This is a genomic window from Microbacterium sp. 18062 (assembly GCF_902706225.1).
Classification (GTDB): domain Bacteria; phylum Actinomycetota; class Actinomycetes; order Actinomycetales; family Microbacteriaceae; genus Microbacterium.
In genome coordinates this window covers 50783-65657 of sequence record NZ_CACSKB010000022.1, presented here as the reverse complement: position 1 = coordinate 65657, position 14875 = coordinate 50783, and the positions used below count along the sequence as shown (strand labels likewise).

At 70.4% G+C, this 14875-nt stretch carries 11 protein-coding genes and 2 pseudogenes; 9 read left to right on the top strand and 4 right to left on the bottom strand.

The genetic code is table 11. The annotated features are described in order from the left end of the window. Positions 1-133: 133 nt before the first annotated feature. Positions 134-2269 (top strand): RNA polymerase recycling motor ATPase HelR, encoded by a 2136-nt coding sequence (gene helR, locus GVL03_RS10130; RefSeq protein WP_159500873.1) that lies wholly within the window; start codon positions 134-136, stop codon positions 2267-2269. Positions 2270-2276: 7 nt separating this feature from the next. Here helR and GVL03_RS10125 read toward each other — a convergent pair whose 3' ends face one another. Continuing rightward, positions 2277-2768, bottom strand: coding sequence for an FBP domain-containing protein (locus GVL03_RS10125; protein ID WP_159500872.1), 492 nt, complete (start codon positions 2766-2768; stop codon positions 2277-2279). Between the two features lie 372 nt (positions 2769-3140). Here GVL03_RS10125 and deoC point away from each other — a divergent pair, with 372 nt between their 5' ends. The 4 genes from deoC to GVL03_RS10105 all read left to right on the top strand — a co-directional run bounded on the left by deoC (position 3141) and on the right by GVL03_RS10105 (position 6586). Next, on the top strand, positions 3141-3803 hold the full coding sequence (deoC, locus tag GVL03_RS10120) for a deoxyribose-phosphate aldolase (protein ID WP_159500878.1): 663 nt from the start codon (positions 3141-3143) through the stop codon (positions 3801-3803). 116 nt (positions 3804-3919) lie between these two features. After that, positions 3920-4480: an NYN domain-containing protein gene (locus tag GVL03_RS10115; RefSeq protein ID WP_159500871.1), complete on the top strand. Its 561-nt coding sequence runs from the start codon at positions 3920-3922 to the stop codon at positions 4478-4480. A gap of 376 nt (positions 4481-4856) precedes the next feature. Next, on the top strand, positions 4857-5786 hold the full coding sequence (locus tag GVL03_RS10110) for a diacylglycerol kinase family protein (protein ID WP_159500870.1): 930 nt from the start codon (positions 4857-4859) through the stop codon (positions 5784-5786). A gap of 71 nt (positions 5787-5857) precedes the next feature. Then, positions 5858-6586, top strand: coding sequence for a DUF1361 domain-containing protein (locus GVL03_RS10105; protein ID WP_159500869.1), 729 nt, complete (start codon positions 5858-5860; stop codon positions 6584-6586). 23 nt (positions 6587-6609) lie between these two features. Here GVL03_RS10105 and GVL03_RS10100 read toward each other — a convergent pair whose 3' ends face one another. After that, a complete protein-coding gene (locus GVL03_RS10100) occupies positions 6610-7641 on the bottom strand; it encodes an LLM class flavin-dependent oxidoreductase (RefSeq protein WP_159500868.1) in 1032 nt (343 codons plus the stop codon). Positions 7642-7814: 173 nt separating this feature from the next. On the opposite strand from GVL03_RS10100, the gene GVL03_RS10095 reads away from it, so the two are divergent. Beyond that, positions 7815-8348 (top strand): bifunctional nuclease family protein, encoded by a 534-nt coding sequence (locus GVL03_RS10095; protein ID WP_159500867.1) that lies wholly within the window; start codon positions 7815-7817, stop codon positions 8346-8348. Between the two features lie 206 nt (positions 8349-8554). Beyond that, a complete protein-coding gene (gene rpsA, locus GVL03_RS10090; protein ID WP_159500866.1) occupies positions 8555-10015 on the top strand; it encodes a 30S ribosomal protein S1 in 1461 nt (486 codons plus the stop codon). A gap of 160 nt (positions 10016-10175) precedes the next feature. Here the strand turns inward: rpsA and GVL03_RS10085 are convergent. Both GVL03_RS10085 and GVL03_RS10080 read right to left on the bottom strand, forming a co-directional pair. After that, positions 10176-10616, bottom strand: a pseudogene (locus GVL03_RS10085) (ClpP family protease); the annotation flags it as partial. Continuing rightward, positions 10592-11288 (bottom strand): annotated as a pseudogene (locus GVL03_RS10080) (ClpP family protease). The pseudogenes GVL03_RS10080 and GVL03_RS10085, both read right to left, overlap by 25 nt. Positions 11289-11811: 523 nt before the next feature. Here GVL03_RS10080 and GVL03_RS10075 point away from each other — a divergent pair. Next, positions 11812-13599, top strand: coding sequence for a cell wall metabolism sensor histidine kinase WalK (locus tag GVL03_RS10075; protein WP_159500864.1), 1788 nt, complete (start codon positions 11812-11814; stop codon positions 13597-13599). After that, positions 13596-14807 carry a hypothetical protein gene (locus GVL03_RS10070; protein ID WP_159500863.1) on the top strand — a complete coding sequence of 404 codons (1212 nt, stop codon included), beginning with the start codon at positions 13596-13598 and terminating at the stop codon, positions 14805-14807. The genes GVL03_RS10075 and GVL03_RS10070 overlap by 4 nt, the downstream gene beginning before the upstream one ends. The last annotated feature ends 68 nt before the right edge of the window (positions 14808-14875 follow it).

Sequence of the window (14875 nt, the reverse complement as noted above, 5' to 3'; positions counted from 1 at the left end):
GGTGGGGGCTTGCGGCAAGGGGCCGGTGAGGGGGAAGAATCGACCCTCTCCTCGTCTGACCTCTCCTCGTCCCTCGTCTCGATGACCGCCCGTCCGCGTGCCATCGGATCCCGTCGCCATTGGAGCCGCCCGTATGACCTCAGCGCGCCCGAGCGCCTTCGCTCTTCCCGACGCCCTCGCCGCCAAAGCCGACCCCGCCCTCATCGCCGACGACGATCGACGGTTCGCCGCCATCGCCGACACGCTCGAGGGCGCCATCGCCGACCTCACCGTGCGGCTGGACGCGACCCGGAGGCTCCCGGGAGGTTCCGGGCAGGAGGCCATGGACCGCGACCAGGAGGTGCGCCGTCTCTCCGCGCGGCTGCGCACGCTGCAGCGGTTCCGCCTCGACCTCACCCTGGGCCGGACCGTGCGGGGTGCAGAGCGTCAGTACATCGGTCGCCTCGGACTCACGGATGCCGACGGCCGACGCCTGCTCGTCGACTGGCGCGCGCCGGCGGCCGAGCCGTTCTTCGCGGCGACCCACGCGCATCCGGAGGGGCTCGCCAGTCGCCGCCGCTATCGCTGGGTCGGCGGCCGCGTGGTCGACTACTGGGACGAGGTCTTCGCGCCGGACGGCGTCGATCACAGCGCCGCGCTCGACGACCAGTCGGCGTTCATCGCGAGCCTCGGGGCGAGCCGGTCGCCGCGCATGCGCGACGTGCTCACGACGATCCAGGCCGATCAGGACGCCATCATCCGCGCGGGCTCGGACGGTGCGCTCGTCGTCGACGGCGGCCCGGGCACCGGCAAGACCGTCGTCGCGCTGCACCGTGCCGCCTACCTGCTCTACGCCGACCCGCGTCTTGCGCCCGGATGCGGCGGTGTGCTCCTCGTCGGTCCGCACGACGCATACCTCTCGTACGTCGACGACGTGCTGCCGAGCCTGGGCGAGGACACCGTGCAGATCTGCACCCTCCGCGATCTGCTGCCCGAGGGCGCGGCTGTCGGCGTCGAGCGCGATCTGCGCGTCGCGACGCTCAAGTCGTCGGCTCAGTGGGCCTCCGCCCTCCGGCGCGCCGTGCGCTTGTACGAGGAGCCGCCCACCACGACACTCCTCGTCGAGACGCCCTGGGCCGACTGCCGCCTCGGTCCCGAGGACTGGGACGAGGCCTTCGCCTCGGCGGAGCCCGGTGCCACCCACAACGAGGCGCGCGACCAGGTATGGGAGACGCTCCTCGAGATCCTCGTCGACCGGCACGACGACGAGATCCCGGCCGAGTCCGTCCGCCACGCGCTCGCGCAGAGCACCGAACCCGCCCGCACGTTCGCCCGCGCGTGGCCGCTCCTCGACCCGGCCGGCCTCGTCGCCTCGCTGTGGTCGGCGCCCGGGTTCCTCGCCCGCTGCGCGCCGTGGCTGGGCGACGACGACGTGCGGATGCTGCAGCGCGACGATCCGCGTGCGTGGACCGCATCCGACCTTCCGCTGCTCGACGCCGCGCGGAGCCTCGTCGGCGACCCCGCCGCAGCCGGCGTGCGTCGGCGGCAGGAGGCCGCCCTCGCCGCCCAGCGCGAGCAGATGGCGCTCGTGATCGACGATCTCGTCGCGGGCGACGACAGCGAGCTGCAGCTCATGTCGATGCTGCGCGTCGAGGACGCCCGGCACAGCCTCATCGACCAGAGCGGACTGTCGACCGCGGATGAGGACGCCCTCGCCGGCCCGTTCGCGCACATCATCGTCGACGAGGCGCAGGAGCTGACCGACGCCGAGTGGCAGATGCTCCTGCGGCGCTGCCCGTCGCGCAGCGTCACGATCGTCGGGGACCGCGCGCAGGCGCGGCACGGCTTCTCCGAGACCTGGGGGGAACGCCTTCGCCGGGTCGGGCTCCGCGACATCCGGGTGATGCCGCTCACCGCCAACTACCGCACACCGCACGAGGTCATGGATGCGGCGGCCCCCGTCATCCGTGCGGCCATCCCGGACGCGAACGTGCCGACCTCGATCCGGTCGAGCGGGATCCCGGTGATGCACGCGGCGATCGCGGACCTCGCCCGGGTGCTCGACGAGTGGCTCGAGACGCATCCCGACGGCGTCGCGTGCGTCATCGGCGACGAGACCTTCGTGGAGCGTCCGCGCGTCCGATCGCTGACCCCGGTGACCGCGAAGGGGCTCGAGTTCGACCTGGTCGCGCTCGTGGACCCCGACGCCCTCGGCGCCGGCATCGAGGGTGTGGTGGACCGCTACGTCGCGATGACGCGCGCGACCGAGCGTCTCGTGGTCCTCCGTTGAGACGGGGCTACACCCCGTCGCGGATGGCGCGGGCGAACCCCCGGACGTTCTCGCGGAGCGTCTCGATGCGGCGGTCGCGCGCCGCGTCCCGGTCGAATCCGACGTAGGCGAGCGGCGGGAGCCTGCGCACGTTCCGCGAGCATTCGAAGTTCGCGCACACGAGCGTGCCCACCGTGTCGCCCCTCCGGCCGGCGTCGCCCGCGCGCTTCGTGCTGAACATCACGACGTCGTTCGGCAGCTCGACGTCGTTGCACCACACGCACTGCGGCCGTGAGCGCGCCCTCGTGTCGGACTCGCGCATGATCAGCCCGACGAGGGCGCCATCGAGCTCGGTCACGACATAGCCGACCCGCGTCAGCTTCCGGTCGCGCCACCCAAGGAAGTCCAGCCGATCCCAGGGGATCCGGTCGAGGTCCGCGGGGAGCAGCACGTTGCCGCGTTCGCTGCGCGTGGCGTTGATGAACGACGCGCGGATGAGGGTTTCCGTGAGAGGAAGCATGGGTGTGCCTTTGCAGAGGACGTCGCGCAGCGGCGCTACGGAGAACGACCCGTCGGGGTCGGCGGGGGAGTGCGACCCGTCGGGGTCGGGAGAAGACGAGATCCGGGAGGGAGCGGCAGCTCTACCTCATGCCGACGCAGAAAGCGCCGACGACCTCCGCACACCCGACGGGCCGATCCGTGTCACTCACGTGATCCAGGGTACGCCCGTGCGGCGCCGATGGGCATCGCACTGATGGGCATCGGGTCGTTCGTGCAGATGATCACCACGGGTGTGATCCTTGTACTGGCCCTCATCCTCAACAAGGTGCTCGACAGTCGTGCCCTCGCCGCGGCCCGCCGACCCCTCATCCCTCGTCCAAAAGGAGAACCCATGACCGACAACATCGCGCGTTACGTCGACCACACGCTGCTCAAGCCCGAGGCCACCACGGCGGATGTCGCGGCGACCATCGCCGAAGCCGCCGAGCTCGGGGCGTACAGCGTCTGCCTGTCGCCCTCGGTGCTGCCCGTCGATGTTCCGGAGGGTCTCAAGCTCGCGGTCGTCGTCGGATTCCCGAGCGGGAAGCACCACTCGGAGATCAAAGCGGCCGAGGCACGTCTCGCGGTCTCGCAGGGCGTCGACGAGATCGACATGGTGATCGACGTGGGCGCCGCGATCGAGGGACGCTACGACGCGGTCGAGGCCGACATCCGTGCGGTGCGCGAGGCGGCGCCGACTCCGGTCGTGCTCAAGGTGATCATCGAGTCCGCCGCGCTGTCGGACGAGGCGATCGTCGCCGTCTCCCGCGCCGCCGAGTCCGCCGGCGCCGATTTCGTGAAGACCTCCACCGGCTTCCACCCGGCCGGCGGCGCGTCGGTGCACGCGGTCGAGCTCATGAAGCGGACGGTCGGCGACCGCCTCGAGGTGAAGGCATCCGGCGGCATCCGGACCCGCGCGGACGCGGAGGCCATGATCGCCGCCGGTGCGACGCGTCTCGGCCTCTCCAGCACCCGCACGATCGTCGAGGACGGCGTCGCCGGAGGGGGCTACTGAGAGTCGAGCCACGGAACGGGGGCCCTGCGGGGGCTCCCGTTCCGCATGTCCGGCGAGCCGACGACGGCGCCCATAGAATTCAAGGGAGACGCGCGTCGCGCGGGAAGGTCGTCGACATGCACACTGGCAGCCGGAACACCTGGGTCCTCGTCGACGGCGAGAACATCGACGCCACCCTGGGCGGACAGATCCTCGGCCGCCGTCCGCAGCCTGACGAGCGCCCCCGCTGGGACCGCATCCTCAGCTTCGTCGAGCGTACCTGGGCGCGCCCGGCGCGGGGGCTGTTCTTCCTCAACGCCACGACGAACCTGCCGATGACCTTCGTGCAGGCTCTGAAGGCGCTCGACTACGAGCCGGTGCTGCTGTCGGGCCCCGCCGACGCCAAGGTCGTCGACATCGCCATCCAGCGCACCCTCCGAGCGCTCAAGGACCGCGCGGGCGACGTCGTGCTCGTCAGCCATGACGGCGACTTCATCGAGGACGTGGAGCCGCTCCTCGACGGCGAGCGCCGCGTCGGGGTGCTCGCCTTCGCCGAGTTCCGCAACACCGCGTACGCGGCGCTGCCGGGAATCACGTTCTTCGATCTGGAGTACGACGCCGGGGCGTTCGACGCCCCGCTGCCGCGCCTGCGCGTCATCCCGATCGAGGAGTTCGATCCGGCGCTGTTCCTCGACTGAAAGCCTCCCCGGAGGGGGAGATCTCTCCTCCTTCGTTGGTCGTCAGCGACCCAGGCCGCTGACCCGAGAGTCTCGTCTTCTCGGTCCCTGAGCGAGGAGCGAAGCGACGAGACGAAGACGACCCGGCTGTCGCGGCGCTCATCGAGCAGAGCGCGGACCGGGCCGGGGCTCTCCGGTCCACGCGTCGCTGACCCTTCTTGCGGCCCTTCGTCCTACCGGCGGCGTGGTGATCAGCCTCGGCCTCATCCTGTTGGCGATCTGTGTGCCGTCGATCTTCACGGCGCTCGGACAGGTCTTTCCCGCTCCGGGGAGCTGAGTCGCGGGCGGCGTGTCCGTCGTTCTTGCTTGTCGCGCTCGGATGCGGTGGGGTGGGGGTATGACATCATCCCGGATCGGCATCGTCTTCAACCCGAGCAAGATCGCGAAGGCGGAGCTGAGCGCCGCGATCGACGACGTCCTGCCCGACGCCGACGTCGCATGGTTCGAGACGACCCCGGAGGATCCGGGGCAGGGTCCTGCGCGCGAGGCGCTCGATGCCGGATGCGGCATCGTGATCGCCGCCGGAGGCGACGGCACGGTGCGGGCGGTGGCCGAGGTTCTCGCCGGCACCGATGCGCACCTCGGGATCGTGCCGCAGGGCACGGGGAACCTGCTCGCCCGGAATCTCGGCGTGCCGCTCGGCGACGTGAAGGCGGCGCTGGCGCGCGTGGCCGACGTGACCCCGCGCTCGATCGACATCGGATGGGTCGACCTTGAGCGTGACGGCGGACCCGAGACGCACGGGTTCGTGGTGATGGTCGGGTTCGGTCTCGATGCGCAGATGCTGGCCGAGACGGACGACGACCTCAAGGACAAGGCCGGGTGGCTCGCCTATGTCGAGGCGCTGGGTCGCGCGGTGTCGTCGTCGGAGGTCGTGGAGGCGTCGATCGCCGTCGACGACGAGAAGCCGAAGGACGTGGCGGCGCACACCGTGCTGATCGGCAACTGCGGCACGATCCAGGGCGGTGTGACGCTGCTGCCCGACGCGGCGCCCGATGACGGCTCCCTCGACATCCTGGTGGTGAACGCCGACGGCGCGCTGCAGTGGCTCGACACGCTCAAGTCGGTGGTGTGGGACAACGGCATCATGCGCATGTTCGACCGCGACAAGCAGGCCACGAGCACCGACACCGTGCAGCACCGGCAGGCCGCGCGCGTGCGGGTCCGGCTTCCGCATCCGCTCGCGTTCGAGATCGACGGCGAAGAGATCGGCGAGGTGCAGGGCTTCACCGCGCGCATCGACGCCGGCGCGCTGCACGTCCGGTGAGGGCCGGTCGCAGGGTGAGGCGGGCGGATGCGGTGAGGCGCGCACGAGAGCGGATGCGGTAGACCGGGATCATGCCCATCGTCGCCGCCTTCGTCTGCGTCGTCCTACTGAACGTCTACGCTGCGGTACTGGTCGCGTCGCGCTCGGTCGTGTACGGGACCCGGCTCTATCGGCCGATGCTCGTGAACATCGCACTGTCGTTCGTCCCCGTGCTGGCGGCGGTCGTCGCGGTCTCGGGACTGGTGTTCCTGGCTCCCGTGCTGAGCGAGGCGGCGGGCCTGTCGACGTCGTTGTCGGCCGGCATCCTGTGGGCGTACCTCCTGGTCGGCACGGTGTTGTGGCTGCTGTTCTTCCCCAACTCGATCTACCTGATCACCGAGCTCAATCTCAGCCATCGGCACGAGGGCGACCCGGTGCCGCTCTGGTACGACATCGTGCAGACGCTCACGCTGACGCTCTCGGGCATCGCGAACGCCGTGCTGAGCCTGGCCGTCGTGCAGACGGGGTTCATCGCGATCCTGCTCGATCCGACGCCCGCGGCGTCGCCGCCGGCGGCGAGCTGGGCGTTCGCGGGGACCGTGATCGTGCTCGGCGCGGTGGGCGTGTATCTGGGCCGCTACCTGCGGTTCAACAGCTGGGACGTGCGGCATCCGCGGGGGATGCTGCGCAAGCTGGGCGCGCACCTGCGCACGCGCGGCAAGGCGCTGGAGGCGGGTGGGTTCGTGTTCACGCACGCGCTGCTCATCGGACTCGTGTACGTACCCCTGTACCTGCTCGGGTACGGAGCGCTCGGCGGTTGACGCGACGGACGGGTGTCACCGCCTCACCTCGCCGTGGACGGTCTCCAGCCGAGCGCCGGGGCGACGTGCGTCGCGAACGACTCGATGACCCGCAGGTTGAACTCGACCCCGAGCTGACTGGGGATGGTCAGCGTGAGGGTGTCGGCGGAGCGGATCGCCTCGTCGGCGAGCAGCTGCTCGACCAGAACGTCGGGCTCTGCGGCGTAGGTCTTGCCGAAGGTCGAACGCATGCCGTCGATCACTCCGATCTGATCGCCGCTCTGCGACCCGCCGAAGTACAGCGCGTCCTCGCGGGTCGTGATCGGGAAGATGCTGCGGCTGACCGAGACGCGCGGCGTGCCGGCATGGCCTGCCTCCTTCCACGCCGCGCGGAACGCGTCGATCTGCTGCGCCTGCAACAGGTCGAACGGCGTGCCGTCCGCCTCGGTGAGGAGCGTCGACGACATCAGGTTCACTCCCGTCCGCCCCGCCCACTCGGCGGAGTCGCGGCTGCCCGCACCCCACCACACGCGGGAGCGGAGACCGGGGGACTGCGGCTCGATCTGCTGCCGACCGGTTCCGCCGCCGAACGGGCTGTCCGGGTCGCGCTCGGCGAGACCCTCGCCGGAGATCGCCCGCAGGAACATGTCGAAGTGCGCGCGGGCGATGTCCGCACCGCGCGGGTCGGTCGAACCCGTGTAGCCGAAGGCCTCGTAGCCGCGCACGACGGTCTCCGGTGACCCACGACTCACACCGAGGGCGAGCCGTCCGTCGCTGATGAGATCGACCGCCGCCGCCTCCTCCGCGAGGTAGAGCGGGTTCTCGTAGCGCATGTCGATGACGCCCGTGCCGACCTCGATGCGGTTCGTGCGCGCGGCGATCGCGGCGAGCAGCGGCATCGGCGATGCCTGCTGCCGGGCGAAGTGGTGCACGCGGAAGGCGATGCCGTCGACCCCCAGCTCGTCCAGGCCCACACCGAGGTCGATCGCCTGCAGCATCGAGTCCTTCGCGGTCAGGATGCGGCCGCCGCCGAGGGGCCCGTAGTGACCGAAGGAGAGGGTTCCGAAGCGTTCCATGCCCGATGCAACGGGGGGTCGGTGTGACGTATTCCCTTGAATGGATAAGCCCGGCGGATCCGCTCGGTCCCGGATGCGGGCCGCCGACGCGCCGTGTCCGCGGCGGGCAGCCCACGTAGCATGGCGGAACGGCGTCCCCCTCGGCGCGTCGCCATCGAGAGAGGACGGCATCCGTGGTTCGGGTCAGGATCCTGGGCGTCGCGCTCGACGCGGCCGAGCAGCACGTGATCCTGCTGAAGCCGCTGGGCGAGCCCGAGGGCTCCGGCCGCATCCTGCCCGTGTGGATCGGTGCGCAGGAGGCGACCTCCATCCTCGTGGCCGTCGAAGGGGCCGAGCCGCCGCGCCCGCTCGCGCACGACCTCATGGTGTCGCTGTTGCAGTCGCTCGAGGGGACCGTGACACGCGTCGAGGTGACGCGGATCGAGGACGGCACCTATTACGCGGAGATCACGCTGGTCACGCCGCGCGGCGTGCGCACGATCGACGCGCGGCCCTCCGACGCGATCGCCCTCGCGTCGCGCACGGGATCGACCATCTGGGTCGCCGACGACGTGCTCGAGCGCGCCGGCATCCTCGACACGATCTCGGACCGCGATGTGCTCGGCGACGACGATGCGGATGCGGAGAGGGAGGGCGATGCCGAGGAGGAGGTCGAGGAGTTCCGACGGTTCCTCGACGACGTCGACCCGGAGGACTTCCAGGGGTGAACGCGCCCCCGCGCGGAAGCGTGGTCTGCTAGCCTTGGGTGTCACTCGTCTGCATCCGTTCTTCGGTGTGCGTGCGTGACAACGCAAGAACAATCCGCTTCGCCTCGGCTCGAAGCATCTGTCCGCTCCGGCGGACACGACACCGCGAAACGTGCGAACGCACGTGCCGAGGCCTGACACCCAACCCAACAAGGACAACCCACTACATGACTACCGCAACGACCGCCCCGGCCACCAAGCAGGTCGCCATCAACGACATCGGATCTGCTGAGGACTTCCTGGCCGCGGTCGAACTGACCCTCAAGTTCTTCAACGACGGCGACCTCATCGAAGGAACCGTCGTGAAGATCGACCGCGACGAGGTGCTCCTCGACGTCGGCTACAAGACCGAGGGCGTCATCCCCTCCCGCGAGCTCTCGATCAAGCACGACGTCGACCCCAACGAGGTCGTCAAGGTCGGCGACCCGGTCGAGGCCCTCGTTCTCCAGAAGGAGGACAAGGAAGGCCGCCTCATCCTGTCGAAGAAGCGTGCGCAGTACGAGCGCGCCTGGGGCGACGTGGAGAAGATCAAGGAGAACGACGGTGTCGTCACCGGCTCCGTGATCGAGGTCGTCAAGGGCGGTCTGATCGTCGACATCGGTCTGCGCGGGTTCCTCCCCGCCTCGCTCATCGAGCTGCGCCGCGTCCGCGACCTCACCCCGTACCTCGGCCAGGAGCTCGAGGCGAAGATCCTCGAGCTCGACAAGAACCGCAACAACGTGGTCCTGTCGCGCCGTGCCCTGCTCGAGCAGACGCAGTCGGAGTCCCGTTCCAACTTCCTCAACAACCTCCACAAGGGTCAGGTCCGCAAGGGCACGGTGTCGTCGATCGTCAACTTCGGCGCGTTCGTGGACCTCGGCGGCGTGGACGGCCTCGTGCACGTGTCCGAGCTGTCGTGGAAGCACATCGAGCACGCCTCCGAGGTCGTCGAGGTCGGCCAGGAGGTCACCGTCGAGATCCTCGAGGTCGACCTCGACCGCGAGCGCGTGTCGCTCTCGCTCAAGGCGACCCAGGAGGACCCGTGGCAGGTCTTCGCCCGTACCCACGCCATCGGCCAGGTCACCCCGGGCAAGGTCACGAAGCTCGTCCCGTTCGGCGCGTTCGTCCGCGTCGCCGACGGCATCGAGGGACTCGTGCACATCTCGGAGCTCTCGGGCAAGCACGTGGAGCTCGCCGAGCAGGTCGTGTCGGTCGGCGAGGAGGTCTTCGTCAAGGTCATCGACATCGACCTCGAGCGTCGCCGCATCTCGCTCTCGCTCAAGCAGGCGAACGAGTCGGTCGACCCGTACGGCACCGAGTTCGACCCGGCCCTGTACGGCATGGTCACGGAGTACGACGAGAACGGCGAGTACAAGTACCCCGAGGGCTTCGACCCGGAGACCAACGCCTGGAAGGAAGGCTTCGACGCTCAGCGCGAGGCCTGGGAGCAGGAGTACGCCGCTGCTCAGGGTCGCTGGGAGGCGCACAAGGCCGCCGTCATCAAGGCAGCCGAGGCCGAGGCCGCGAACCCCAGCACGGTCGACGCCGGCACCGGCTCGTCCTCGTTCTCGAGCGACTCGAGCTCGGGCGGCACCCTCGCCGACGACGAGGCTCTCGCGGCGCTCCGCGAGAAGCTGTCGGGACGCTGATCGTCAGGCGTTAGCACCTCTTCACGAGAGGGCCGGGACCTGCGGGTCCCGGCCCTCTCGCCGTTGTTCTGCGTGGAAGCGGCGGACCGGCGGTCTCGGGGCGCTCCGTCGGGCGGGGAAATGCGGTTCACCTGCCGCGTCCGGTCGCCGGCACGACGGACTGCTCCACCGAGCGTCCCGTGTGCCGCGCCAGGATGCCCTCGACGTCGCCGCGGACGCGCACGAGCTCGTCGACCCGGAGGATGAGATCGGGGATGGCACCGCGTGCCTGTGCCGCCGGCTGATGCAGCACGACCCTCGCATGAGGCAGCACGGCGCGTTTGCCGGGCGCGCCCGCGGCGAGCATGACCGCACCGACGCCGATCGCCTGTCCGACGCAGGTCGTCGCCACATCCGGTCGTACGTGCTGCAGCGTGTCGTACACCGCGAGCATCGCCGATGGATCACCGCCCTCGCAGTTGATGTAGAGCTGGATGTCGCGGTCGGGGCCGTCGGCGTCCAGGTGCAGGAGCTGCGCGATCAGCGCGTTCGCGACGCCGGCGTCGATGCCCGTGCCGAGATAGACGACCCGCTCGGTCAACAGCTGCGAGTAGACGTCCATGATGCGATCGCCGCACGTATGCTGCGCGACGACGTTCGGGATGCTGCATCCGCCGCCCCCTCGTCCTCGCCGAGGCCGGCGGGCCGGCGTCTGCGTGGGGTCAGCACGCCGACATCGGTCACGATGCCGTCGATGAAGACGTAGTCGACGGCCTCCTGCGCCGTGTACCACCCGGTCGTGCAGTGAGTCCTCGAAGACCCGCGTGGTCGGCTGTCCGGTGTCGTCGGCGATCAGGCCCAGCACCGTGTCGCGCATGTGCCGCAGGTCGTCGGCCTGCGCGGCGACCTCGATCGCGGAGCCGCCGATGCCCGCCGATCCCTGATGCAGGAGGACGCGGGCGTGGGGGAGGGCATGGCGCTTGCCGGGCGTGCCGGCCGAGAGCAGGAACTGCCCCGCGCTGCAGGCGAGGCCGAGAGCGACGGCGGCGATGTCGTTCGGGATCAGCCGCATGACGTCGCGGATCGCGAGCATGCTCGGCACCGAGCCGCCCGGGGAGTGGATCCAGAGGGCGATGTCGGATGCGGCGTCCTCCGCCGACAGCGACAGCAGCTGCGTCGCGAGCAGGATGCCGTTGTCGTCGTCGAGCGGGCCGTCGAGCACCAGCACGCGGCGGCCGTAGAGCTCGCGGCGTGCGTCGGGTCCGAAGCGGGAGGTCTCGTGGTCGTCGGTCATGCCCCCAGCCTCGTCCCGCCTCGCCTGCGCCCTCGCCCCGTTCCGCCCCGGGCGGATCCGTCGACAGCGGGACGAGACCTCGCGAACGCCGCGTCAGCGGCCCTCGTCCGGTGGCGCCGCGTTCGTGGGATCCGGCGCGGGGGCAGCACGGGCATGCATTCGATCCGGCCGGCACGTCCAGGAGGGTACGGCGCGACGAGGCGGTGCAGACGACCTCATCGGGCGCCGTGGCGGAGGAGATCGGCCCGCGCGTGCGACGAGCGTGGACGTGTACGGGACCGGGTCGCGCTCGCACGGGAGCAGTCCGCCTTCGCGCCGTCGCGGGCTGCGCGAGGTAACGTGTCGAAGCGAGCACCCCACGCATGACGGGGTCGCTCGACCCGCGACCCGGCGACCGCCCCGTGCCTCAGAGACTCGGAGCAGACCCGGACGGCGGCGATTTCGGATTCTGAGTGTCCCCTTTTCGGGGGACGAGCGCGCGTACGAATGACCTCGTCCGCGCGCGGGACGGTAGCGTCAGCGTATGAGCCACCAGGACACGACGGAGGTCCCCGTCGCGGACCGCGTTGTCGACTCACGGGGGCTGCGCACGCGCATCCGCGATCTCGGGCGATTCTTCGCGCTGCCGCCGTTCCTCGAGAGCGGGCGGGCTCGCACGACGGCCATCCTCCAGCTCTCGCTGTGCGCGGTGGTGCTCGTGTTCGTGGTGGCCTCGGGGGTCTTCTCGTTCACAGGAGACCTGGGCATCTTCTGGATCGGCGCCATCATCGTGCTGGGCGCGGGCGGCGCGGCGATCCTCGTGCCGTGGGCGAGCGTCTCGGCATGGTGGGTCATCACCATCCCGCTGATCGACATCGTCGGCATCACGCTGCTGCGTCAGGCGAGTCCGACCGCGGGATTCGGCACGCTCTTCTTCCTCCCGGTGATCTGGCTGGCGATCTTCTACGGCCTGGGCGGGTATCTGCTCGGAATCCTGCTGATCCCCGCGATCATGCTCTCGACGACACTGCTCGACGATCGTCAGAGCATCAGCTATTTCACGATCGCCCTCCCGCTCATGGTGATCGTCGTCGCCTCGATCAGCGTCGTCCTCGCCCGGCAGATGACCGCGCAACGGGTGCTGTTCACCCGTCAGACTCGCACGATGGCGCGCACGCTGCGCCGCGCTCAGAAGCAGGAGGAGCTGCTCGCGGAGGTGCTCGACACGATCGACTTCGGAGTCATCCGCATCGCCGCCGACGGGTCCACGACGGTCGCCAACGAGGCCCACGCGCGACTGCAGCGTGCCGCGCGCACGGCCGACACGACCGGGAGCGAGCGCGGTGCCTCGTTCGCCTCCGACGGCGTGACGCCCTTGGCACGCGCGGACATCCCCTTCGCGCGTGCGGCACGAGGCGAGGTCTTCGACAACCAGATCGTGTGGTTCGGGGGCGAGGGCGCACGACGGCGGGCGCTCAGCGTCACCGCCCGCCGCACGCGCGCCGTGGACGGCGCCGACAGCGGTGCCGTGATCGTCTCGCGCGACGTCACGAGCGAGCTGACCGCGCTGCGCGCCCGTGACTCGCTCGTCTCCTCGGTCTCGCACGAGCTGCGCACCCCGCTGACCTCGATCATCGGATACCTCGAGCTGGCGGTCGACGATCCCGCCGTTCCGGAGCGGGCCCGGAAGAATCTCGAGGTCGCCGAGCGCAACGCGGCGCGGCTGCTCGGGATCGTCTCCGACATCCTCACCGCGTCGAGCCGTTCGGAGATGTCGGCCGACCTCACGATCTCCCAGCAGGACATCGACATCGCCGACGTCGTCCGCGCGAGCGGTGAGTCCTGGGAGCCGACCGCGTCCGAGCGCGCGATCGAGATCGAGATGTCCGGCATCCGGCCCGCTCACGCCTACGCCGACCCGCTCCGGATCCGGCAGGTCATCGACAACCTCGTGAGCAACGCGGTCAAGTACAACCGCGATGGCGGGCAGGTCGTGCTCACCACCCAGTCCGACGGTCTCTCGACCGTCATCACGGTCCGTGACACCGGGATCGGGCTGTCGCGCGACGAGCTGTCGCGGGTGTTCGAGCGGTTCTTCCGCGCCGACGACACCTTCGCAGGCACGGGGCTCGGCCTCTCGATCAGCCGCGAGCTCGTGCGCGCCCACGGCGGCGACATCGCCGTCACCAGCACGCCCGGGGTCGGGACCTCGTTCAGCGTGCACCTGCCGGCATCCGCCGACAGCCTCGACGACCGCGATGGCGGAGACCAACGCGCCTCGGGCGCCGCTTTCGACGGAAGCGCCGATCCGGCACGGGGGAGGGACGCGTGACGTTCGACGAGCAGACCGCGGCCGTCATGGCCGTCATCGTCACGGTCTCCGTCAGCCTGACGTTCATCGCGACGTCCCTGTCCTCGCGGTACGGCTCGGCCGGAGCGCGCCTGTGGGGCCTGACATATCTGCTGGGCATGGTCGCGGTGCTCTGCAACATCGTGTCGTACCTCGCCGTCTCGTCGGTGTGGGGGACGGGCTGGGCGATCGCGCTCGGCAACGGCGCCGGCGTCGCGGCGATCGGCTGTCTGCTGCTCGGACTCCGCGCGTACAACGGCAGCCCGGTGCAGGGTCCCGCGCTCATGGTCGTGGCACTCGCGTTCCTCACCGTCGCCGCGACCGTGGTGGACGCTCCGCGCCCGGGCGGGGCGGGCGGCACGATCGTGACGTACCTGTCGCTCGTGCTCGTGTCGGTGGGCGCGGCGCTCCACGCCGCCATCGGGCGTACCCGCCGCTACGTGATGGCGTGGGTGCTGGCCGGATGCATGACCGCGCAGGCGCTGTTCTATCTCGGCCGCGCCGTCGTGTCCGTGTGGGAGGGCACGGAGAGCACGGCGTTCGTCACCTGGTTCGGTGCCGTCCCCGGTTACCTCATGCTCGTCAGCATCGGCCTCGTCGCGACCATCGCGATCTTCGTCCTGCGCAGCGTCCTCGCCGGCGAGTCGGCCGCGGGCGCTGCGTCCCCCGATCCCGATGCGGTGCTCGACGCGGATGCCTTCCTCAGCACGCTGCGCGGCGTCCTGCGACGAGCGAGCTCGCGCACCGAGCTCGTGGTCGTGGTCGCGGTTCTGGTGGAGGACGTGGGCACGATCACGGCCTCGTTCGGACACGAGGTCGCCGATGCGACGACCCGGGTGCTCCGTTCCGCGGCGCGCGAGTACGCCTCGCCGGTGGCCGTGGTGGGCGAGAGCGCGGACAGCACGATCGTCCTGGTCGCGACGACCGCCTCGAGCCCTGCCGATGCACGACGTCAGGCGGGTCTGCTCTATCGCGGGGTCGTGCAGCGTTTCGTCAGCGCGCGCGGGATCGTCGTCCCCGGGGTGGGCGTGGGCGTGGCCCTCAGCCAGACGCTCGGCTACTCCCCGGAGACCCTGGTCGAGGGTGCGACGATCGCGGCTGTGGACGCGGGCGGGAGCGACGAGACGTCGGTGGTCTTCGCCACCGCGCGTAGCTTTCCGGTGAGCCCGTTCCCCGCCGAGACGGAGTGACCGGAGCGCTCGTGGCCCTCGGCCCCGCCGGATCACGCTAACGTGCACGGTATGCACAACGGGGGGAG

What these genes read in the sequence shown, in the direction of transcription:
- helR (WP_159500873.1), top strand. Translation starts at nt 134, where the DNA reads ATGACCTCAGCGCGCCCGAGCGCCTTCGCTCTTCCCGACGCCCTCGCC.
- GVL03_RS10125 (WP_159500872.1), bottom strand. Translation starts at nt 2,768, where the DNA reads ATGCTTCCTCTCACGGAAACCCTCATCCGCGCGTCGTTCATCAACGCC.
- deoC (WP_159500878.1), top strand. Translation starts at nt 3,141, where the DNA reads ATGACCGACAACATCGCGCGTTACGTCGACCACACGCTGCTCAAGCCC.
- GVL03_RS10115 (WP_159500871.1), top strand. Translation starts at nt 3,920, where the DNA reads ATGCACACTGGCAGCCGGAACACCTGGGTCCTCGTCGACGGCGAGAAC.
- GVL03_RS10110 (WP_159500870.1), top strand. Translation starts at nt 4,857, where the DNA reads ATGACATCATCCCGGATCGGCATCGTCTTCAACCCGAGCAAGATCGCG.
- GVL03_RS10105 (WP_159500869.1), top strand. Translation starts at nt 5,858, where the DNA reads ATGCCCATCGTCGCCGCCTTCGTCTGCGTCGTCCTACTGAACGTCTAC.
- GVL03_RS10100 (WP_159500868.1), bottom strand. Translation starts at nt 7,641, where the DNA reads ATGGAACGCTTCGGAACCCTCTCCTTCGGTCACTACGGGCCCCTCGGC.
- rpsA (WP_159500866.1), top strand. Translation starts at nt 8,555, where the DNA reads ATGACTACCGCAACGACCGCCCCGGCCACCAAGCAGGTCGCCATCAAC.
- GVL03_RS10075 (WP_159500864.1), top strand. Translation starts at nt 11,812, where the DNA reads ATGAGCCACCAGGACACGACGGAGGTCCCCGTCGCGGACCGCGTTGTC.